The organism is Streptomyces hoynatensis (assembly GCF_003626535.1).
In the GTDB taxonomy this organism is placed as follows: domain Bacteria; phylum Actinomycetota; class Actinomycetes; order Streptomycetales; family Streptomycetaceae; genus Streptomyces; species Streptomyces hoynatensis.
On sequence record NZ_RBAL01000003.1, the window covers coordinates 385,619 to 406,470 of the forward strand.

Annotated in this window: 12 protein-coding genes; 6 read left to right on the top strand and 6 right to left on the bottom strand. The window is 76.1% G+C overall.

Going from position 1 to position 20,852, the window contains the following annotated elements; translation table 11 throughout:
• Positions 1-3: 3 nt before the first annotated feature.
• The 3 genes from D7294_RS07500 to D7294_RS07510 are packed head-to-tail and all read right to left on the bottom strand — an operon-like array spanning position 4 to position 4,624.
• Positions 4-1,326: a glycoside hydrolase family 28 protein gene (locus D7294_RS07500; protein WP_120676830.1), complete on the bottom strand. Its 1,323-nt coding sequence runs from the start codon at positions 1,324-1,326 to the stop codon at positions 4-6.
• Complete coding sequence (locus D7294_RS07505) at positions 1,323-2,870, bottom strand: glycoside hydrolase family 28 protein (protein WP_206619476.1); 1,548 nt, start codon at positions 2,868-2,870, stop codon at positions 1,323-1,325. The genes D7294_RS07500 and D7294_RS07505 overlap by 4 nt, the downstream gene beginning before the upstream one ends.
• Positions 2,867-4,624: a glycoside hydrolase family protein gene (locus D7294_RS07510; RefSeq protein ID WP_120676832.1), complete on the bottom strand. Its 1,758-nt coding sequence runs from the start codon at positions 4,622-4,624 to the stop codon at positions 2,867-2,869. Before D7294_RS07510 ends, D7294_RS07505 begins: the two co-directional genes overlap by 4 nt.
• Before the next feature lie 225 nt (positions 4,625-4,849).
• Here D7294_RS07510 and D7294_RS07515 point away from each other — a divergent pair, with 225 nt between their 5' ends.
• From D7294_RS07515 to D7294_RS07535, 5 genes are all read left to right on the top strand, one after another.
• The gene (locus D7294_RS07515; protein ID WP_158674581.1) at positions 4,850-5,872 is read left to right on the top strand and encodes a zinc-dependent alcohol dehydrogenase; all 1,023 of its coding nucleotides are present in this window, start codon (positions 4,850-4,852) and stop codon (positions 5,870-5,872) included.
• A gap of 34 nt (positions 5,873-5,906) precedes the next feature.
• Positions 5,907-7,193: a RuBisCO large subunit C-terminal-like domain-containing protein gene (locus tag D7294_RS07520; RefSeq protein ID WP_120676836.1), complete on the top strand. Its 1,287-nt coding sequence runs from the start codon at positions 5,907-5,909 to the stop codon at positions 7,191-7,193.
• Positions 7,186-8,568 (top strand): four-carbon acid sugar kinase family protein, encoded by a 1,383-nt coding sequence (locus D7294_RS07525; protein WP_120676838.1) that lies wholly within the window; start codon positions 7,186-7,188, stop codon positions 8,566-8,568. The genes D7294_RS07520 and D7294_RS07525 overlap by 8 nt, the downstream gene beginning before the upstream one ends.
• Positions 8,569-8,586: 18 nt before the next feature.
• The gene (locus D7294_RS07530) at positions 8,587-9,342 is read left to right on the top strand and encodes a DeoR/GlpR family DNA-binding transcription regulator (RefSeq protein WP_158674582.1); all 756 of its coding nucleotides are present in this window, start codon (positions 8,587-8,589) and stop codon (positions 9,340-9,342) included.
• 97 nt (positions 9,343-9,439) lie between these two features.
• Positions 9,440-12,187, top strand: coding sequence for an alpha-L-rhamnosidase (locus tag D7294_RS07535; RefSeq protein ID WP_120676842.1), 2,748 nt, complete (start codon positions 9,440-9,442; stop codon positions 12,185-12,187).
• On the opposite strand, the gene D7294_RS07540 is transcribed toward D7294_RS07535, so the two are convergent.
• On the bottom strand, positions 12,171-14,027 hold the full coding sequence (locus D7294_RS07540) for a beta-L-arabinofuranosidase domain-containing protein (RefSeq protein WP_120676844.1): 1,857 nt from the start codon (positions 14,025-14,027) through the stop codon (positions 12,171-12,173). The two genes, D7294_RS07535 and D7294_RS07540, sit on opposite strands and share 17 nt — an antisense overlap.
• A gap of 65 nt (positions 14,028-14,092) precedes the next feature.
• Here D7294_RS07540 and D7294_RS07545 point away from each other — a divergent pair, with 65 nt between their 5' ends.
• The gene (locus D7294_RS07545) at positions 14,093-16,987 is read left to right on the top strand and encodes a glycoside hydrolase family 2 TIM barrel-domain containing protein (protein ID WP_120676846.1); all 2,895 of its coding nucleotides are present in this window, start codon (positions 14,093-14,095) and stop codon (positions 16,985-16,987) included.
• Between the two features lie 93 nt (positions 16,988-17,080).
• Here D7294_RS07545 and D7294_RS07550 read toward each other — a convergent pair whose 3' ends face one another.
• Both D7294_RS07550 and D7294_RS07555 read right to left on the bottom strand, forming a co-directional pair.
• Complete coding sequence (locus tag D7294_RS07550) at positions 17,081-17,923, bottom strand: alpha/beta fold hydrolase (protein WP_147450788.1); 843 nt, start codon at positions 17,921-17,923, stop codon at positions 17,081-17,083.
• Positions 17,924-18,192: 269 nt separating this feature from the next.
• Entirely contained in the window at positions 18,193-20,802 is a 2,610-nt protein-coding gene (locus D7294_RS07555; protein ID WP_120677131.1) for a glycoside hydrolase family 78 protein, read from the bottom strand.
• Positions 20,803-20,852: the final 50 nt, after the last annotated feature.

The window sequence follows — 20,852 nt, forward strand, 5'->3', positions numbered from 1 at the left end:
TCCTCACCCGCACGTTCGTGTTCCGGACACATTGTCCAGGATCAGGCCCTCGACGTTGCCGAGGAGGTCGTCCTCGCCCATCTCGCCGAAGGAGCAGTCGGCCAGCCGCAGCCCGCGCACGGGGGCGTGCGGATAGCCCTGGACCAGCAGGGCGCGGCGGGCCCGCTCCACCGTGACGTTGCGCACGCCGATGTCGCCCACCCGCGGCGGGTGGTCGCCGGTGTCCCCCTCGCCGCGGTAGAAGTCGCAGGTGAGGAACTCCTTGGTGAGGTGGGTGACGGTGAGGTCGTCGAGCTGGATGTTCTCGGCGAAGCCGCCGCGCACCGAGTTCGTCTTGATGTAGAGGCCGAAGTACAGGCCGGGGCCGCCGATGCGGCAGCGGCGGGCGAAGACGTTGCGGATGCCGCCCGTCATGTCGCTGCCCAGGGTGATGGCCCCGTAGCGGTGGAGCATCTCGCAGTCCTCGATGAGGATGTTCTCGCTCGGCACGTTCACCCGGCGGCCGTCGGCCTCCCGGCCGGACTTGACGGCGATGCAGTCGTCGCCGGCCCGGAAGCTGCAGCCGCGGATGACCACGTCGCGGCAGGACTCGGGGTCGCAGCCGTCGTTGTTGGGGCCGATGCTGTCCACGGTGACGTTCTCGACGAGCACGTTGCGGCACAGCACCGGGTGCATGACCCACATCGGGGAGCGGACGAAGGTGACGCCCCGGATCAGGACGTTCTCGCAGCGGTAGGTCTCCAGGAAGTTGGGCCGGAAGTGGTGGCCGGTGGCGTAGACCCGCTGCTCGACCGGGTCGCCCCGCTCGGCCTGCCGCCACAGCAGCGGCCAGTCGTCCTCCTGCTGCGGCAGGCCGGGCCGCCAGCCGAACTCCTCCTGGCCCGACCAGTCCCACCAGTGGGTCTCGTCCGCCCTGCCGTCGAGCACGCCCTCGCCGGTGACGGCGATGTTCCGCTGGCCGTGGGCGTAGACGAAGGGCGAGTAGCCGAAGGTCTCCACGCCCTGGAAGCGGGTGAGCACCGGCGGCAGGTAGGCGGCCGGGTCGCGGCTGAAGGCGAGGGTGGCCCCGGCGGACAGGTGCAGGTCCACGCCGGAGCGCAGGTGGATCGCGCCGGTGGCGAAGGTGCCCGCGGGGACGGTGACATGGCCGCCGCCGGCCGCGTGGCAGGCCGCGACGGCCGCGGCGAGGGCGGCCGTGCAGTCGGTGCGCCCGTCGCCCACCGCGCCGTACTCGGTGACGGGGAACTCCCGGTCGGGGAAGACGGGGGGCCGCACGCGCGCGGCGATGGCGTCGGCCTGGCGCGCGGCCTCCTGGGGGCTGGTCATGTGCTGGTTCCGTTCTCGCGGTTGCCGCCGTTGCCGGCGTCGGGGAGGTGCCGGGCGGGCGCGGCGCTGCCGGCCGCCGGGGTGCTCCCGGCGGCCGCGGCGCTCTCGACGGCCTCGCCGTTGACCCGGACCCGCCGCAGCACCAGGTTCTCGACGTGCTCCGTCACCCAGCCGTCCGCGATGCCGGCGAAGGAGCAGTCGTCAAGGCGCACGTCGCGGATCGGGTTGGCCTCGTTGCCGATCAGGTTCCAGGCCAGCTCGCCCGACCGGGAGGTCAGTCCCTGCACCTGGATGCCGTGGACGTCCGGGTAGTGGGCGCCGGTGTCGATGTTCTCGTAGTTCAGGGCGATTTCGATGACCGCGTCGCCCACCGCGCCGACGGTGATGTCGCGGAAGACGATGTCGCTGAGGTAGCCGCCGCGCACCGGGTTGGACTTCAGCCGCAGCGCGCGGTCCAGGTTCGGGCTGTCCATCCGGCAGTCGCGGGCGAGGATGTTGCGGATGCCGCCGGTGGTCTCGCTGCCGAGGGTGACGCCGCCGTGGCCGTCGCGCATCTCGCAGCCCTCGACCAGGGCGCTGTGGCAGGGGACGTTCACCCGCCTGCCGTCGGTGTCGCGCCCGGCCTTGAAGGCGATGCAGTCGTCGCCGGTGTTGAAGGTGCAGTCCTTGATCAGGACGTAGGCGCAGGACTCCGGGTCGCAGCCGTCGTTGTTGGGTCCCTCGGGGCTGTCGACCGTCACCCCCCTGATGGTGACGTTGCGGCACAGCACCGGGTGGATGTTCCACATCGGCGAGTTCCTGACCGTCACCCCCTCGATGAGCACGTCGCGGCACTCGTAGAACTGGATCATGTTCGGCCGCAGGTGGTGCCCCTCGCCGAAGACCCGCTCCTCGACCGGAACGCCCGCCTCCGCCCAGGCTTTCAGCGTGGCCTTCTCCGGGTTCTCCGGGGAGGGGCCGCCGTCCACGCCCTTCGTCCAGTCCCACCAGTGGGTGGCGTCGGCCCGGCCGTCGAGCACGCCGCGCCCGGTGAGCGCGATGTTCCGGCAGCTGCGGGCGTAGACGAAGGGGGAGTAGTTGACGCACTCGATGCCCTCGTAGCGGGTGTACACGGGCGGCAGGTAGGCGGCCGGGTCCTGGCGGAAGCGCAGCGTGGCGCCCTCCGCCAGGTGCAGGTCGATCCGGTCGCGCAGGTGGATCGCGCCGGTCAGGAACGTCCCGGCGGGAACGAGGACGCGCCCGCCGCCGGCCTCGGCACAGGCCGCGATCGCCGCGCGGATGGCCGCGGTGCAGTCGGTGGCGCCGTCGCCGACGGCGCCGTGGTCGGTGATCCGCACGGTGCGGCGCGGGAAGCGCGGCTCGCGGATGCCGGCGAGGATCGTGGCGGCCTGGGCCTCGCCCCGGTCCCCGGCCTGCCGCGGCCTGGCGGCGGCCCGCCCGGCGCCCAGGGCGAACACCGCGGTGGTGCCCGCGCCCAGCACGATCGCCCTGCGGGCGGGGCCGGCCGGCGCGCCCGGCCGCGGGTTCTGGTCCCGGCCGTTCACCAGGACCACTCCCGCTCGGGCACGTGGAGCGCGCGGCGGCGCTCGGGCGCCGTGTCCTGCAGTGTGCGGGCGCTGTACATCGGCCTCGTCTTCCCTTCGGGTTCGATGCCCACGACGTCGTCGCCGCGCCAGTGGGTGCGGAAGGACCGCCCGGCGGCGGTCTCCTCCGTGGTGACCTCCGCGAGGGGGAAGGTCACGGTGATCCGCTCGCCGGCGCGGGGGCGGGCGAGGCGCAGGCAGCCGTCGGGGGCCCACAGGGCCGGCTCGCGGCCGGCGGCGGTGACCGGCTCCCCCGAGGCCGGCCTGCGGGTGACGGCCAGGTGGGCGTGGCCGGCCCAGTCCGGCACGCGCAGCCGCAACTCGCGGCAGTCGGCGCGCAGGTCGAGGTCGACGCGGCCCTCGTGGGGCAGGTGGCTGCGCACGTCGAGGAACCGGCTGCCGCGGTTGAGCAGGAGGTTGACCCGCAGCAGCCGCTCGTCGCCGGTGACCACCGCGTTCCAGCCGGTGAACAGGCCCCGCACGCCGGAGCCGACGCAGCAGGCCTGGACGTCGCTGGTGTGGCCGCGGCCGAGTATCACGTCGGACACGTAGTCGTTGGGCGCCCCGTAGCCGGCGAACGCGCCCTTCACCCGCTCCCCGACCCGGTGGTGCGTCTCCCAGCCGGGGGTGTCAAGGGAGCGGTCGGGCGCCGAGCGGACCCAGTCCGTTTCCGTGAGCTGGGAGGCCGTCAGGTGGTTGCGCAGGAAGCGCTCGACGACGCCCCAGTAGCGGGTGTGGCCCGCCCTGGCGAGGGTGGCGCCGATGCCGATCATGTCCACCAGGGAGCAGGTCTCGTGCTCGTAGCGCTGGTCGGCCAGGTCGCCCGGGGTCCAGCCGAAGGCGGTGGTCTGGGTCAGCGCCCAGTCGAAGGCCCGCTTCACGAACGCGGTGAGGGCGTGGTCCCCGGTGAACAGCGCGTACCCGGCCAGGCCCTCCAGGGTGCCGAGCCGGGTGTGGAAGTGACCGCTGCGGTAGGCGAGGGCCGCGTTGAAGCTGCCGTCCGGCAGGAAGACGCCGCTCCGCTCGGTGATCAGCCGGGTGAACCAGCCGCACAGCTCCAGGGCGTCCTCGTTTCCCGTCGCCTGGTGCCAGCGCAGCAGCGGCATGATCAGCCGGCCGCAGAACGAGGCCGGGTCGGGGGCCAGGCGCAGGTGGATCGCGCTGTACGAGGGCCAGCCGCGCGGCGTGTACTCGGAGGCGGGGTAGTACCAGGCGTCGCGTTCCTTCACGGCGATGCGCCGCAGCGCGGCGACCTGCCGGTCGGCGGCGCGCCTGACCCGCTCCTCGCCCTCGTCCGCGTACCAGGTGGTGAGGGCTAGCAGGGTGGCGCGCTGGTCGATGAGGTTGGCGTGCGGCTCCCAGTGCCCGCGCGGGTGGGTGCGCCGGTAGCTGAGCCCGTCCTCGCCCAGCAGGCCGAGCAGGGTCGACTTGTAGCGCTCCTCGGTCTCCCGCCACCAGGAGGCCCCGGTCATCTGCCGGGCCAGCACGCAGGCGTCGGTGAGGCGGCCGTGGCTCGAACCGTAGTCGTAGTCGCCGTGGATCAGGGAGGCCGGTTCCGCGAGCAGGTCGGCGCTGAAGAAGGGGATGTGGCCGAGGTCGGGGTCGGCGAGCCCGGTGACCGCGTTCATCGCCAGTTCGGCGCGCTCTTCCAGCAGCAGCGTCCCCGGAATCGCCGGAGCCTCCGGGGATTCCGGGGCGCCCGGAGTAGGAAGCATGATCCGTCACACCGTCTCAATGTTCGATCGAACACGAATGCCGGAAAGGCTAGGAGCGGCCACGGGCAGCGTCAAGAAGCGGAAAGGGCCTGGATGGATATTCAAGTAAGCCCTTTCCCCGCGGTCTTGGCGGCCACCGGAAACGTTGACGGTGAACGGGTGCCGCCCTACCGTGTGTTCATTCGAACATCCGGTTTCGCGGCGGGCCACGGAGGCGAACGACGCATGAGAGCAGCCGTGTTGCGGGCCACCGGGGAGATCCGCGTCGAGGAGGCGGAGCAGCCCGTGCCCGGCGCGGGGGAGGCCCTGGTCGAGATGCGCGCCGTGGGCCTGTGCGGCTCCGACCTCGCCGCCTTCCGCGGCCGGCACCCCTTCCGCAGCGCCCCCGTCGTCCTCGGCCACGAGGGCGCGGGCCGGGTGGCGCGCCCCGCGCCCGGCGGCCGCCTCCCCGCCGGGGAGCGGGTGGCGATCATGCCGCTGCTCTCCTGCTGGGAGTGCCCGCGCTGCGAGTCCGGCCTCGCGCACCTGTGCGCCCGCCGCCGGGTGCCCGGCGCGGGCTGGGAGGGGATGCTCGGCGGCTTCCTGCCCGTGCCGGAGCGGGCGCTCTTCCCCCTGGCCGCGCACCTCTCCTACGCCGAGGGCGCCCTGACGGAGCCCGCCGCGGTCGCCTGGCACACCGTGCGCACCGCGGGCGTGGGCCCCGGGCAGCGCGTGGCGGTGCTCGGCGCCGGCACCATCGGCACCCTGGTCGCCGCCGTGTGCCGGCTGCACCACGTCGCGGAGCTGGTCGTCAGCGACGTCCGCCCGCGCAGCCTGGCGGTGGCGGCGCGGCTGGCGGACTGCCACACGGTGAACGCCGCGCGCGAGGACGTCGTCACGGCCGCGCGCCCCCTGGGCGGCGCCGAGGGCTTCGACGCCGTCGTCCTCGCCTCGGGACACCCCGGCGGCCTCGACGAGGCCCTGGCCCTGTGCCGCCCGCGCGGCACGGTCGTGCTGCTCCCCATGTTCGGCGAGCCGGTCACCGCCGACCTCAACCCGGTGGTGCTGCGGGAGATCACCGTGCGCGGCTCCACCGTCTACACCTCGGCCGACTTCCGCGCGGCGGCCGAGGCGGTCAACGGCGGCACCCTCGACGTCGGGCGGCTGATCGACGCCGAGCCGCTGCCCCTCGCCCGCACCCAGGCGGCCTTCGAGGAACTGGCGCGCGGCACAGAGTCGATGAAGATCCTTGTCGATCCGGCGCGCTGAGCGGCGGCCGCACGGCAGGTCAGGAGGCAGCGGCATGCCGCAGGAGAACGTTCTCGCCACCTACGACATCGCGAGCTGGCTGCCGCCGGCGCAGGCCGCCGAGGTCCTCGCCGGCGAGCAGTCCACCGGCACCTTCGTCCGCGTCCCGGGCGAGACCGAGGAGCTGCGGCGGCGCTTCGCCGCCACCGTCCTCGCCGTCGAGGAACACGAGGACGCCCCGCCGGCCGAGCCGCTGCCGGGCGCGGTCCGCCCGCCCGGCGCCCCGGAGCACCCGCGCCGCGCCACCGTGCGCATCGCCTTCCCCCTCGCCAACTTCGGCCCCTCCCTGCCCAACCTCCTCGCCGCCGTGGCCGGCAACCTCTTCGAACTGCGCGAACTCGCCGCCGTGCGCCTGACCGACCTGGTCCTGCCCCCGGCCTTCGCGCAGCGCCATCCGGGCCCGCAGTTCGGCGTGGCGGGCACCAGGCGGCTGGCCCGGGCCCCCGAGGGCGTGCTGATCGGGACGATCGTCAAGCCCGGCGTGGGCCTCGGCCTCGACGCGCTGCGCGTGATGGTCAGGGAACTGGCCGAGGCGGGCATCGACTTCATCAAGGACGACGAGCTCAACGGCAACCCGCCGCACGCCCCGCTGCGCGAGCGGGTCGCCGTCGTCACCGAGGAGCTGAACCGGGTCGCGGACCGCACCGGCCGCCGCCCGATGTACGCGTTCAACATCACCGACGACCTCGGCCGCCTGCGCCGAAACCACGACCTGGTCCTGGAACACGGCGGCAGCTGCGTCATGGTCTGCGTCCAGACCCTCGGCCTGCCCGCCGTCGCCCACCTGCGCGAGTACGCCGCCCTGCCGATCCACGGCCACCGCGCCATGAGCGGCGCCCTGCTGCGCGGCCCGAACCTCGGCATCAGCGCCCGGGTCTTCACCCACCTCGCCCGCCTCGCCGGCGTGGACCAGCTCCACATCGGCGGCATCCGCAGCAAGTTCTGGGAGAGCGACGAGGACGTCCTGGCCACCCTCGACGCCGCCCGCACCCCCTTCCCCGCGGGCTTCCCCGGCGGCTACCGGGTGCTGCCCGTCCTCTCCTCGGGGCAGTCGGCCGGCCTCGCGCACCGCACCTGGGAGCTGACCGGCACCACCGACCTGCTCGTCCTGGCCGGCGGCGGCATCCACGGCCACCCCGACGGGCCCGCCGCGGGCGTCGCCGCCATGCGCGACGCCTGGGCCGGGGCCGTGGCCGGGGTGCCCCTGGCCGACTGCGCCGCCGCGAGCCCGCCGCTGCGCCGGGCTCTCGCGGCCTTCGGAAGGGGGGCGCGCCGTGGCTGAGGCACCGGCCCCCCGCCTGGCCGCCGCCTTCTACGGCGACGACGTCACCGGGTCCACCGACGCCCTCGCCCAGTACCACCGCGCCGGGCTGCGCTCCCTGCTCCTCTTCGGCACCCCGGGCGCCGCGGAACTGCGGGAGCTGGCCGCACGGTACGACGTGATCGGCGTGGCCGGGGTGGCCCGCTCGCTGCCCACCGACCGGATGGAGGACGAGGTCGGCCCCGCCCTCACCGCCCTCGGGGCGGCGGGCCCGCGCCTGGTCCAGTACAAGATCTGCTCCACCGCCGACTCCTCCCCCGAGGTGGGCAGCCTCGGCCGCGCCATCGAGATCGGCCGCACCGTCTTCGGCCGGGCCCCGGTGCCGGTGCTCGCCGCGCAGCCGGAGTTCGGCCGCTACACCGCCTTCGGCCACCACTTCGCCGCGGAGGCGGGCACCGTTCACCGGCTCGACCGGCAGCCCACCATGTCCCGCCACCCGGTCACCCCCATGACCGAGGCGGACCTGCGGCTGCACCTGGGCCGCCAGACCTCCCTGCCCATCGGCTCCTTCGACCTCACCGGCTACGAACTGCCAAGGGACCAGGCCCGAATCCGGTACCTGCGGCTGCTGTCGGAGGCGGAACCGGCACCGGGCGCCCTCGTCTTCGACGCCGTCACCCAGGCCCACCTGGTACGCGCCGCCGAGCTGATCCTGGCCGGCCGCAGCCAGGTGTACGCCCTCGGCTCCGGCGGCCTCAGCCACGGCGTCGCCACCCGCCTCGCCCCCGCCGCCGCCCCGCCCGCGCCCGGGCCGCCCGGCGTGCCCCGGCCGCCCGGCGCGTCAGGCGCGGGCGGCCCGGTCCTCGTCGTGTCCGGCAGCTGCGCGCCCCGCACCGCGGAGCAGATCCGCCACGCCCTCGCCCACGGCTGGCACGGCATCCCCCTGGACCCCGAGGACGGCGCCTCGCCCGCGGCCCTCGCCCGGGTCAGGGACGCCACCCTCCGCGCGCTGGCACGGGCCCCGGGCGCCGTCGTCCACACCGCGCTCGGCCCCCTTGGGCCGGCCCGGGTGGGCCCCAACCCCCTTTCCTTCATCGGGCCCGCCCTCGCCCACCTCGTCGCCGAGGCCGTCGCGCACGCCGGCGTGCGCCGCGTCGTCGTCGCCGGGGGAGACACCGCGGGCCGGGTGATACGCGCCCTCGGCGCCAGGTCCGCGGAGATCGACACCCTGCTCGGCCCGGGCGTCGCCCTGTGCCGCCTGGGAGCCGCCCACGCCCCGCTCGACGGCGTGCGGATACTGCTCAAGGGCGGTCAGGCCGGTGAGGCCGACCTGTTCCGCAGGGTCGGCGGCGCGGAACCCGCGCCGCCCGGCCCCCGGCACACGGGCGCGAGATGAGGCGGGGCGGCTATGGGAATGAGCGGTCGGGCGCGCAGGGACGCGATCCTGCGGATGCTGGGCGAACGCGAGCGGCTGGACGTCGCCGAGCTGACGCGGCGGCTCGGCGTCTCGGGCATGACGATCCGCCGCGACCTGGCGGAGCTTCAGCAGGACGGCGTGCTGCGCCGCGTGCACGGCGGGGCCGTGCGCTGGGAGCGCTCACCCTTCGAGACCCGCCGGGTCACCCGGGCCGAGGAGAAACGCCGGATCGCCGAGCGGGCCGCCCTGCTGGTCGCCGACGGCGACAGCGTGGCCATCGACACCGGCACGACGGCCCACTGCGTCGCCCGCGCCCTGCGCGGCAAGCGGGACCTGGTCGTCGTCACCAACTCCATCCACGTCGCGGGGGAGTTCCAGGGCGGCGGCCAGGAGTCCCCGGCCAAGGTGCTGCTGGCCGGCGGCGTCATCGCCCCGGAGGGCTGCCTGGTCGGCGCGCTGGCCACCGACACCATCCGCAGGCTCCACGTCGGCACCCTCTTCCTGGGCTGCGGCGGGCTCACCCCGGAACGCGGCTTCGCCTTCTTCGACATCGAGGAGGCCGAGGTGCGCCGCGCCATGCTGGAGATCGCCGAGCGGGTGGTCGTCGTCATGGACCACACCAAGTTCGGGCGCACCGAGACCATCGCCGTGGCCCGCCTCGACCAGGTGGACGTGCTGATCACCGACGCGCCCCCGCCCCCGCCCTACCCGGACCTGTGCCGCGAGGCGGGCGTGGAGCTGGTGATCGCATGACAGGGAACGAGACCGCGGGCCGCGCCCCGGGCGGGGAGCCGGGCGCGGCGCCCGGCCCCGCGCCGGGCGGAACACCCCACAGAACAGGAGAACCCCCATGGCATCCGCGCTCGCCGCGCCCACCCACCTGAGGACCTGCCACCTCACCGACCCCCTCGGCATCGACAGCCCCCGGCCCGACCTGACCTGGCGGCCCGCGGCGGGCCGCCAGGTCGCCTGCCAGGTGCAGGTGGCCGCGAGCGCGGAACTGCTCGCCGCGGGCCGGCCCGGCCTGTGGGACAGCGGCCGCATCCCCGCCGGGCACGGCCTGCCGGTGCCGTACGCGGGCGAGCCGCTCGGCAGCGCGCAGCGGGCCGCCTGGCGGGTCCGCGTCTGGGACGAGGCCGGGGACGTCTCCGCCTGGAGCGGGCCCGCCTTCTGGGAGACCGGCCTGCTCGGGCCCGCCGACTGGGCGGGGGCGGCGTGGGTGACCGCCCCGGAGTGGGCGCCGCCGGCCACCGAGGAGCACGACCCGGGGCGCGCCCTGCCGCTGCTGGCCAAGGACTTCACGCTCCCCGGCCCCCCGCGCCGCGCCCGCCTCTACGCCACCGCGCTCGGCCTCTACGTGCCCACCGTCAACGGCCGCCGGATCTCCGCCGCCGAGCTCGAACCCGGCTACACCGCCTACGACAAGCGGCTCCTGTACGCCACCTACGACGTCACCGCCGCCCTGCGCGAGGGCGGCAACACCCTCGGCTTCCAGCTCGCCTGCGGCATCGCCCACGTCCCCGACGTGCCGGGCCGCTACCAGAAGCTCCACGTCAGCCACGGCCTGCCCCGGCTGCTCGCCGTGCTGCGCGCCGAGGCCGGGGACGGGACCTGCACCACCGTCGTCACCGACACCAGCTGGCGCACCGCGCCTGGCCCCGTCACCCTCTCCGACTGGTTCGGCGGCGAGGATTACGACGCCAGGCGCGACATCCCCGGCTGGGACACCCCGCGCCGCGCCCACGCCCCCGGCTGGCGCCCCGCCGTCGCCGTGCCCGCCCCTGAGGGCGTCCTGTCCGCCCGCACCCACCCGCCCGTCGAGGTCGTCGAGGAGCTGGCCGCCGTCTCCGTCACCGAGCCGAGCCCCGGCGTCCACGTCGTCGACTTCGGCGTCAACATCGCGGGACGGCCGCAGCTGCGCGTCGCCGGCCCCCGCGGCACCACCGTCGTCCTCCGCCCGGGCGAGCTGCTGCACGAGGACGGCACCGTCAACCAGCGCTTCACCGGCCGCCCCTGCTACGACGCCTACACCCTCCGCGGCACGGGGCACGACGGCGGCGACGGGAACGACGGAGACGAGGGGGACGCGCAGAACGACGGGAACGCGGGGGACGCCGGAAACGCCGCGGACGCCGCGGGCGCCGAGGAGGTCTGGCACCCGCAGACCGTCTACCACGGCTTCCGCTACGTCCAGATCGAGGGCCTCCCGGCGCCCGCCACCCGCCACACCCTGCGCGCCCAGGTGCTGCGCGCCGCCAACGCCCCGGCGGGCGGCTTCCGTTGCTCCAGCGAGCTGCTCACCGCCATCCACCGCCTCGTCGACCGCGCCGTCCAGTCCAACATGTACAGCGTCCTCACGGACTGCCCCCACCGCGAGAAGCTCGGCTGGCTGGAGGAGGCCCACCTCGTCTTCCCCGCCGTGGCCCGCAACTACGACGTGGCCGCCTACTACCGCAAGCTGGTGCGGGACATGGCCGACGCCCAGACCGAGACGGGCCTGGTGCCCGGCATCGCCCCCGAGTACACCGTCTTCGAGGACAAGTTCCGCGACGACCCCAACTGGGGCGGCGCCCTCGTCCTCGCCCCCTGGCAGCTGTACCGCACCTACGGCGACACCGCGACCCTGCGCGCCTTCTACCCGCACATGCGCCGCTACCTGGGCCACCTCGGCTCCCGCGCCCGGGGCGACCTGCTCGCCCACGGCCTCGGCGACTGGATGGCGTTCGACACCTCCACGCCGAAGGCCGTCACCGCCACCTACGCCTACCACCGCGCCGCCGCCACCCTGGGCCGGATCGCCGCGGTACTCGGCGAGGAAGGCGACGCCGGCCGGTACCGCGAACTCGCCGCCCGCATCGGGCGCGCCTTCCACGCCGAGTTCTTCGACCCCGCCTCCCACACCTACGCCACCGGCAGCCAGGCCGCCGACGCCATGGCCCTGGAACTGGACGCCGAGACCGGCGTGCTGACCCCGGACGAGCACCGGGCCGTGCTCGCCCACCTCGTCGCCTCCGTGCGGGCCGCGGGCGACCACGTCACCGTCGGCGAGGTCGCCCTGCCCGCCCTGCTGCGGGTCCTGGCCGCCCACGGCCGCGACGACGTCGTCCACGACCTCGTCACCCGCACCGACAGCCCCAGCTACGGCTACCAGGTCGTCCACGGCGCCACCGCCCTCACCGAACGCTGGGACGGCCCCACCCGCGGCTCCTCCCAGAACCACTTCATGCTCGGCGCCATCGAGGAGTGGTTCACCTCCTCGCTCGGCGGCATCACCCAGGCCGAGGACTCCGTGGCCTTCGCCGGCCTCGTCCTCAGGCCCGTCCCGGTAGGAGACCTCACCCATGCCGAGACCTGGTACGACACCCCCCGCGGCCGCGTCCGCAGCTCCTGGCGGCGCCCGGACGGCGGCCCCTCCACCGCCGGGCTCACCTACGACGTCACCATCCCGCCGGGGCCCGTGGCCCGGGTGGAGCTGCCGCTGCCGGAAGGCGCCGCCGCCCCACCCGCGCCGGCGGGCGCCAGGCTGCTCGGCCTGGCCGGCGGGCGCGCCGTCTACGAGGCCCTGCCGGGCGAGTTGCGGTTCACGGTGCCGAAGTGACGCCCGCGACCGGGAAGTAGACCGCGTACGCCTCGTCCTCCACCTCGTGCAGCGGCACGAAGCGCAGCCCGCGCTCCTGCCCGCGGGCCCGCCAGGAGCCGCGCCAGGCGAAGGGCTCGCGCTCCTCGTCCGGCGCCAGGATGGTCTCCGGCCGTGCCGCGTCGCCGGTCAGCCGCCGCTCCTCCTCGCACAGCCCCGCGAGCAGCACCGGGCCGTCCCGGAAGGCCACGGCCTCCGGGCGACCGGGCAGCGGCACCGCCCGCAGGGCGCGCGGCAGTTCGAGGCGCACCCGGTCGGCGGGCCCCCACGTCCTGCGCACCCGGGCCAGGCGCGCGCCGGCCGGCACCGGCCAGGGCTCCCCGTTCACGGTCAGCGTCACCGGGCCGGCCACCCAGCCCGGCAGCCGCAGCGCCAGCTCGAACGCGGCCGGGCGCTCGGCCCCGACGGACAGCTCGATCGCCCAGTGGCCCGGCCTGCGCGGCGCCCCGGTGCCGCCGGCCGCGGCGATGTGGGTGCCGATCCCCGGGTCGGGACGCTGCTCGATCTCCACCTCGCCCACGTCCCCGCCCGCGTGCCAGCGCGCCCGCGCCGGCACGTACTGGCCCACCGTCACCCCCCGCTCGCCTGCGTAGAACGCGTAGGCGGCGTGCAGCGTGTGGGCCTGCACCATCGTGCCGTGGCAGCACCAGAAGCTGTCCCGCGCGGTGCCCCACCGCTTGCGCGCCCCCGGCCGCAGCGGCAGGTAGTAGGCCGGCATCCCGGTGCGCGGATGCTGCTGGGCGAGCACGCCGTTGTAGAGGTTCAGCTCCATGTAGTCCGCGTAGGCCGGATCGCCGCTCCAGCGCAGCAGGACGTCCGCGAGCCGCATCATGTGGTAGACGGTGCAGTGCTCCTGCGTCTTGAGCCCCAGGCGGGCGGCGAACTCGTGCGGCGGGGTCCACACCTCCTCGCTGCTCTGCCCGCCCGTGGCGAAGTACCCCCGGTCGGTCACCGCGCACCGCCAGTACGCCTCCACGACGCGCCGCCACCGCTCCTCGCCGGTCACCTCGAAGGCGCGCGCCGCGCCCAGGGCCTCGGGGATGGTGGTGTTGGCGTGCCGGTTGGTCAGCGGGTCCCCGCCCGCGAGCAGCGGGCCGAACAGCCGGGGCCGGTCGTAACGGCGCATCAGCTCCAGGTGGTCCGCCTCGCCGGTGAGCCCGTACAGGTCGGCCCACGCCTCCAGCATCCCGCCGGTCTCCACGTCGAGGATGCCGTCGAGCTGTTCCCTGGTGAAGCCGGACGTCCAGCGGTGGAACCAGCGCGCCGCCCGCGCCGCCGTCTCCAGGGCGAGGTCGCTGCCCAGGTACCGGTGGGCGTCGAGCAGCCCCATCAGCGTCTTGTGCACGGTGTAGTGCGGGGCCCACACCGGCCTTCCCGCGGCGAGGCGGTGCAGGTACTTCTCCGGGATCGAGAACACCCACTCGCCGCCGTTCTCCCGCTGCAGCGCGGCCAGCCGCTCCACGATCCCCTCGGCCCTGGCGCGCAGTTCCGCGTCGCCGGTGCCGGCGACGATCCTGGCCGCGGCCGAGAGCCAGTGGCCGAGGAAGTGCCCGCGCAGCTGCGAGCCGAGCGCCTCCCAGCCGCCGAAACCGGTGCCGGGCTCCGGCGGTTCCCCCGGCGTGAAGACCCCCGCCTCGTGGACGAAGCTGCGCAGCAACTGGCCCGGCTCCAGGCTCATCAGGTACCCGCGCACCAGGCCGAGGCGCCGCTGGAAGGGGTTGGGCAGCTCGGTGTAGTCGACGCGGCCGAGCCCGGGCAGGAGGCGCACCCGGTCGGCCGGAAAGTGTGCAAGCGCTTGCATCGCTTCAGTGAGTCCCCCGTTCCCCCCGTCTGTCAACACCCGTGCCCCATCCGTGAGGAGACGTGATGCCGCCCTACTACGAGGACCTCAGCCCCGGCACGGGACGCCGCCCCCCGCGCGCGGCCTTCGCCTCCGACGCCGGGCGGCTCGACCTGAGCGGCACCTGGCTCTTCCGCCTCTCGCCCACCGCGGAGGGGGCCCCGCTCGACTTCCTCGGGCCCGGGGACCCGGGCCCCGGATTCACCGAACTCCCCGTGCCCTCCCACTGGGTGCTGCACGGCCACGGCACCCCCCGCTACACCAACACCGCCTACCCCTTCCCGATCGACCCGCCGCACGTCCCCGACGAGAACCCCACGGGCGACCACCGGCTGGTCTTCCACCTCCCCGCGGGCTGGCGCGGCCCCGGCAGCGTGCTGCGCTTCGAGGGCGTCGACTCCTGCTTCCGCGTCTGGCTCAACGGCCGGAGCCTGGGCACCTCCAAGGGCAGCAGGCTGCCCGCGGAGTTCGACGCGGGAGCGGCGCTGCGCCCGGGCGCCAACGTGCTCGCCGTCCGGGTGCACCGCTGGTCCTCGGGCAGCTACCTGGAGGACCAGGACATGTGGTGGCTGCCCGGCATCTTCCGCGAGGTCACCCTGCTGGAGCGGCCCGAGGGCGGCATCGGCGACTTCTTCGTCCACGCCGGCTTCGACCCCACCACGGGCCGCGGCACCCTGCGCGTCGACACCGACGCCCCCGCCCTGCTCACCGTCCCCGAACTCGGCGTCGCGGACCTGCCCCCCGGGCGGGAGCTGGTCCTGCCGGCCGTCGAGCCCTGGACGGCGGAGACCCCACGCCGCTACGAGGCCCGTCTCGCCACGCCGGCCGAGTGCGTCACGCTGCACCTGGGCTTCCGCACCGTCTCGATCGAGGGCGGGCTCCTCCGGGTCAACGGCACGCCCCTGCTGCTGCGCGGCGTCAACCGCCACGAACACGACCCGGACCACGGCAGGGCCCTCTCGCCGGCCACCATGCGCGAGGACCTGCTGCTGATGAAGCGGCACAACGTCAACGCCGTCCGCACCTCCCACTACCCGCCGCACCCCGCCTTCCTCGACCTGTGCGACGAACTGGGCATGTGGGTCGTCGACGAGTGCGACATCGAGACCCACGGCTTCATCCACGCCGGCTGGCGCGGCAATCCGGCGGACGACCCCGCCTGGGAGCCGATGCTGCTCGACCGGATGCGGCGGATGGTGGAGCGGGACAAGAACCACCCCAGCGTCATCGTCTGGTCCCTGGGCAACGAGAGCCACCACGGGCGCAACTTCGGGGTGCTCGCCGAGTGGACCCGCGCCCGCGACCCCGGCAGGCCGCTGCACTACGAACGCGACCGCAGCTACCGCCACTCCGACTTCTACAGCCTCATGTACGCGCCCGTCGCGGAGGTGGAGCGCATCGGGCGGCGCGAGGAGGAGGCCCCGCCCGAGACCGCGGGCGACCCGGCCCTGGAGGAGCGGCGGCGCGCCCTGCCCTTCCTGCTGTGCGAGTACGCCCACGCGATGGGCAACGGCCCCGGCTCGCTGGCCGCCTACCAGCGGGCCTTCGAGGCCCACCCGCGGCTGCAGGGCGGCTTCGTCTGGGAGTGGATCGACCACGGCTTCCGCCGCCGCACCGCGGACGGCCGCGAGTACTTCGCCTACGGCGGCGACTTCGGCGACCACCCCCACGGCGGGAACTTCTGCATCGACGGCCTGGTCTTCCCCGACCGCACGCCGTCCCCCGGCCTGACCGAGCTGAAGAAGGTCTTCCAGCCCCTGGCGATGGAACTCTCCGGCGACCGGCTGCGCCTGACCAACCGGCACGCCTTCGCCGACCTGTCGCACCTGCGGCTGAGCTGGACCCTGGAGGACGAGGGGGTGCCGGTGGCGGGCGGCGGGCTGCCCGCCCCGGCCGTGCCCCCGGGGCAGGCGGCCGAGGTGCCGATGCCGCGGCTCCCGGCGACGGCGGGGGAGGGCCTGCTGACCGTCAGGGCCGAGCTGGCCGCCGATCAGCCCTGGGCCCCGGCCGGGCACGAGGTGGCCTGGGAACAGTTCCCCGTCTCCCCGGCCCCGGCCGCGGCCCCTGCCCCGCCGTCCGCCGGGGCGAGGCGGCGGGGCGGGGAGGTCCTGCTGGGCGGCGCCGTCTTCGACGCCCGCACCGGCCTGCTGCGGGCCCTCGGGCCGCTGCGGCTTCGCGGTCCCCGCCTGGACGTCTGGCGGGCCCCCACCGACAACGACCGCGGCATGGGCCCCCACTCGGTGGCGCGGGACTGGCGCCGCGCCGGCCTGGACCGGATGGAACACCGCACCGAGGCCGTCGAGCCGGGGCCCGGCGGACTGCGCGTGCACACCAGGGTCGCCGCGGCGGGCTTCGAACGGGCGCTGCGCGTGCGCTACTCCTGGAGCGCGCACGGGGACGCGCTGCGGCTGGCCGTCCACGTCCTGCCCGAGGGGCCCTGGGAGGAGCTGCCGCTGCCGCGCCTCGGGGTCGGACTCGAACTGCCCGCGGAGTTCGGCCACGTCCGCTGGTTCGGCAGGGGCCCGGGCGAGGCGTATCCGGACAGCAGCAAGGCCGCCAGGGTGGGCCTGTTCGACTCGTCCGTCGCCGGTCTCCAGACGCCCTACGTCGTGCCGCAGGAGAACGGCCACCGCGCGGAGGTCCGCTGGGCGGAGTTCCGCGGGCCCTGCCGCCTGCGCGTCGAGGGCGAGGGGCACTTCGGCTTCACCGCGCGCCGCTGGACCGCCGCCGACCTGGACGCCGCCGCCCACCCCACGGACCTGGTGGAGCGCGACCGGCTCTTCGTCAACCTGGACCACGCCCAGCACGGGCTCGGCAGCGCCTCCTGCGGCCCCGGCCCCCTGCCGGAACACCGCCTGGAGCCGGCCGAGACCCGTTTCGCCCTCCTCTTCCGCGCCCTCCCGGCCGAGTCCGCGGGGTGAGCCGGGGCTGAGTCCGCGGGCTGTGTCCCGGGGGCCGAGTCCCGGGGGCCGTGTCCGGGGCCGAGCCGGGGAAGGCCGCGGGGGAGGGCGCGTTCAGGAGCCGGCGGCGCCCGCCGCCTCCCGCCGCGGGCCCGCCTCCGGCACCCGGCCGCCGCCGCCCTCGCCCGCGAGCAGGAAGCCGCGGGCCAGCCGGGCCAGCTCGGCGGGCCGTTCCGCCTGCACCGCGTGCCCGCTGTCCAGCTCCGCGTACCTGCTGCCGGGGATGGCCGCGTGCACCGCCCGGGCGTGGTGCGGCGGGGACAGGTGGTCGCGGGTCAGCCCGACGACCAGCGTCGGCGCGAGGACGCGCGGCAGCAGCCCGCCGGCGCCGGGGTGCCCGCCGGTCCCGGCGCCCCGGCCGGCCGCCCCGGGCCGAGCGGGGCCCGGCTCCCGCACCCGCGGGGCGCCGAGCGTGGCGAGGAACGCGGGGCTGAGCGCGAGCGACAGGCCGAAGCGCCTGGCGAGGGCGGAGTCGGCCTCCTCCAGCGCCCGCCAGGTCTCGGACACCGTCCGCTGCCCGGCCTCCCGGCCCTCCGGCAGGGGCGCCACCAGGACGAGGCGGCGCACGAGCCCCGGGTGGCGGGCGGCGGTCGCGGCGGCGGCGACCGCGCCCAGCGAGACGCCCAGCAGGTCCACCGGGCCCGCGCCGTGATCGGCCACCACCGCGGCGGCCTGCTCGACGAGCAGGCCGAGCGGCGGCGGCCCGGGGGGAGCGGCGGACACACCCGGGGCACCGGCGGCGGGCAGGAGGACCGTGCGGCGATCGCCGAACCGGCCGGCGAGGGCGCCGAAGGCCGGGCCGCCGTCGCCCTGCGTGCCGTGCAGCAGGAGCAGGCCGGGGCCCGCGCCGCTCTTCCGGTAGGACACCGTCCCGCCGGCCGCCGGAACCGAGCGCATGAGGCCACCTCCCGTGCTGGACCGCCCCGTCGTGGGGCGCACGACCGCCATCATGCCGCCCCGCGCCGACGCGCGGGAGGGCGCCGCCCCCTTCCCGGGGCGGGCACCCCGCCCGCCCGGTGCCCCAACGGCCGTCCCCACGGGGGAGGTTCCGGCGGCGCCCGGGCCGGCCCCGGCGGCGGAGCGGCCCCCCCTGCTCCGCCGCCCGCCCCGCCTGCCCGGCCGCCGCCCCCTGCGCGGGCCCGCCGCCCCCGGCCGGGCCGCCCCGCTCAGCCCGCCGGCCAGGCGGCGGTCACGTGGTGGGTGCCGGCGCCCACCTCCCGCCGCTCGCCGCCGGGCAGCTCGATCTCGGCCGTCGCCCCGGGCGGCACCACCGCCTCCACGACCAGCCGGCCGCCCTCGATCCGCCACCCGGCCCGGGCGGGGCCGTAGGGGGTGAGGTGGCGCGCGCCCGCGTAGGTGAGGCCGCCGCCGGGGCGCGGCGCCACGCGGATGCGCCGGTAGCCGGGCGCCGCGGGCGCCAGCCCGGCCACCGTCCGGTGCAGCCAGTCCGCCACCGCGCCCAGGGCGTAGTGGTTGAAGGAGGTCATCTCGCCGGGGTTCACCCGGCCGTCGGGCAGCAGGCTGTCCCAGCGCTCCCAGACCGTGGTCGCCCCCTGCGTCACCGGGTACAGCCAGGAGGGGCACGCGCGTTGCAGCAACAGCCGGTAGGCGGTGTCGAGTTCGCCGCCCCCGGCCAGCGCGTCGCACACCACGGGGGTGCCGGCGAAGCCGGTGGCGATGCGGTGCCCGGCCCCGGCGACCAGCTCGGCCAGCCGGCCGGCCGCCCCGCGCCGCGCGCCCTCGGGCAGCAGCGCGAAGCGCAGCGCCAGCGCGTAGGCGGTCTGCGTGTCGGAGGTCAGGCGCCCCTTCGGGGTCAGATACGCCCCGGTGAACGCCCGCGCGGCCGCCGCGGCCATCGCCCCGTACCGCCGCGCGTCCTCCTCCTCGCCGAGCACCCGCGCCGTGTCGGCCAGCCGCCGGGCCGAGTGGGCGAAGTAGGCGGAGGCCACGAGCCCGGGATCGGTCATGGCGCGCCCGGGGTCCTCGGGCGGCGCGGCCGGGTCGAGCCAGTCCCCGAGCTGCCGGTGGCCGCGCCACAGACCCGCCTCGTCCAGCCGCGAGTGGACCAGCTCCACCCAGGCCCGCGCGCTCGGGTACTGCGCCCGCAACACCCCGGCGTCGCCGAAGCGTTCGTACAGCGTCCACGGGGTGAGCACCGCCACGTCCCCCCAGACGGCGGCCGGCCAGGACGGCGCCCAGTCCGGCCGCCAGGCCTCGGCCTCCAGGGTGGGCACGAAGAGGGGCACGGTGCCATCCGGGTACTGCTCGGCCGCCAGGTCCGCGAGCCAGGAGGCCAGCATCCCCGCGCAGTCGTAGAGGAAGCAGGCGGTGGGCGCGAAGACCTGCAGGTCCCCGGTCCAGCCCAGGCGCTCGTCGCGCTGCGGGCAGTCGGTCGGCAGGTCGAGGAAGTTGCCGCGCATGCTCCACACGACGTTCTCGTGCAGCCGGTTGAGCAGCGGCTCCGAGCAGGCGAACCAGCCGGTGCGGCGCATGTCGGTGTGCAGCACCCGCGCGGTGACGTCCCCCGGCCGCAGCTCGCCCGGCCAGCCGGTGACCTCGGCGTACCGGAAGCCGTGGAAGGTGAACCTGGGCTCCCACTCCTCGCCTTCGCCGCCGCGCAGCGTGTACCGGTCGGTGGCCTCGGCCTCCCGCAGCGGCCTGGTGCACAGCTCGCCGTCCTCCAGCACCTCGGCGTGCCGCAGGGTGACCGTCGTCCCGGCCGGGCCGCGTGGCCTGATCCGCAGCCGGCCGACCAGGTTCTGGCCGAAGTCGAGGATCGTGCGGCCCGTGGGCGAGGTGTGGACCCGGACCGGCGGGCGTTCCCCGGTGACCCGCACCGGCGGCCCCACGGGGGCGGCCAGCGTCGCCGGGTCCCGCTCGGCCCGGTGCACCGGATGCCAGCCGGAGTCGTCGAACCCGGGCGTGGAGAAGGGGAGTTCCAGGCGGGCGTCGTGGCGCTCGCCGTCGTAGATGCCGGCCGCGAGCGCCGGCCCGTGCGCGCAGCGCCACCCCTCCTCGCCGGTGAGGAACCGCGCCTCGCTGCCGTCCGCGCAGCGGACCTCCAGCTGGGCGAGCAGCCCGAGTTCGGTTCCGTAGAACGCGCGCACGCCGCCCTGGAAGCCGATCCGGCCGCGGTACCAGCCCTCGGCGAGCCAGGCGCCCAGCGCGTTGTCCCCCTCCCGCAGCAGGCCGGTGACGTCGTATGTGGCGTAGCGCAGCCGGTGCGCGTAACTGCTCCAGCCGGGCGCGAGGGCCTGGTCGCCGACGCGGGTGCCGTTGAGTTCGAGCTCGTACAGGCCGTGCGCCGTGGCGTAGAGCCGGGCCGAGACGGGGGCGGCGGGCAGGCGGAACTCGCCGCGCAGCAGCACCGGCCGCTCCGGGTCGTCCGCGCCGCCGGGCAGGCTGGGCGCGATCATCGCGGCGGCGAAGTCCCCCGGGTTCAGCAGCCCGGCCTCCACGGCCAGCGGCGGGCTCCAGCCGGAGGGGGAGCCCGCCCCGCCGGCGGGGGAACTCCCCTCGCCCCACACCCGCACCCGCACCTCGCGCCGCTCGCGGGAGGACAGCGGGGGCAGCTGCGCGGGCCACGGCACCAGCACGGACTCGGCGCCCTCGACGCGGCCGGTGCGCCGGGCCGCGCCGCCCGGCGCGCGCGCCTCGATCTCGTAGGCGGTCTGCCGCCAGCCGGGGATGGCCGTCTGCGTGGTCCAGGAGAGGCGGGGGCGCGGCTCGCCGATGCCGAGGGCCGTCCTGTGGTGCTCGGCCACGGGAGGCGCCACCCGGACCGGCGGGGCGGCGGGGCCGGAGGCGGCGGGGGAGGCGGCGCCGG

Excerpts from the sequence above, each read along its gene's own strand:
- D7294_RS07530 (WP_158674582.1), top strand. The coding sequence starts at position 8,587 with ATGAGCGGTCGGGCGCGCAGGGACGCGATCCTGCGGATGCTGGGCGAA.
- D7294_RS07540 (WP_120676844.1), bottom strand. The coding sequence starts at position 14,027 with ATGCAAGCGCTTGCACACTTTCCGGCCGACCGGGTGCGCCTCCTGCCC.
- D7294_RS07515 (WP_158674581.1), top strand. The coding sequence starts at position 4,850 with ATGAGAGCAGCCGTGTTGCGGGCCACCGGGGAGATCCGCGTCGAGGAG.
- D7294_RS07510 (WP_120676832.1), bottom strand. The coding sequence starts at position 4,624 with ATGCTTCCTACTCCGGGCGCCCCGGAATCCCCGGAGGCTCCGGCGATT.
- D7294_RS07500 (WP_120676830.1), bottom strand. The coding sequence starts at position 1,326 with ATGACCAGCCCCCAGGAGGCCGCGCGCCAGGCCGACGCCATCGCCGCG.
- D7294_RS07520 (WP_120676836.1), top strand. The coding sequence starts at position 5,907 with ATGCCGCAGGAGAACGTTCTCGCCACCTACGACATCGCGAGCTGGCTG.
- D7294_RS07535 (WP_120676842.1), top strand. The coding sequence starts at position 9,440 with ATGGCATCCGCGCTCGCCGCGCCCACCCACCTGAGGACCTGCCACCTC.
- D7294_RS07550 (WP_147450788.1), bottom strand. The coding sequence starts at position 17,923 with ATGCGCTCGGTTCCGGCGGCCGGCGGGACGGTGTCCTACCGGAAGAGC.
- D7294_RS07545 (WP_120676846.1), top strand. The coding sequence starts at position 14,093 with ATGCCGCCCTACTACGAGGACCTCAGCCCCGGCACGGGACGCCGCCCC.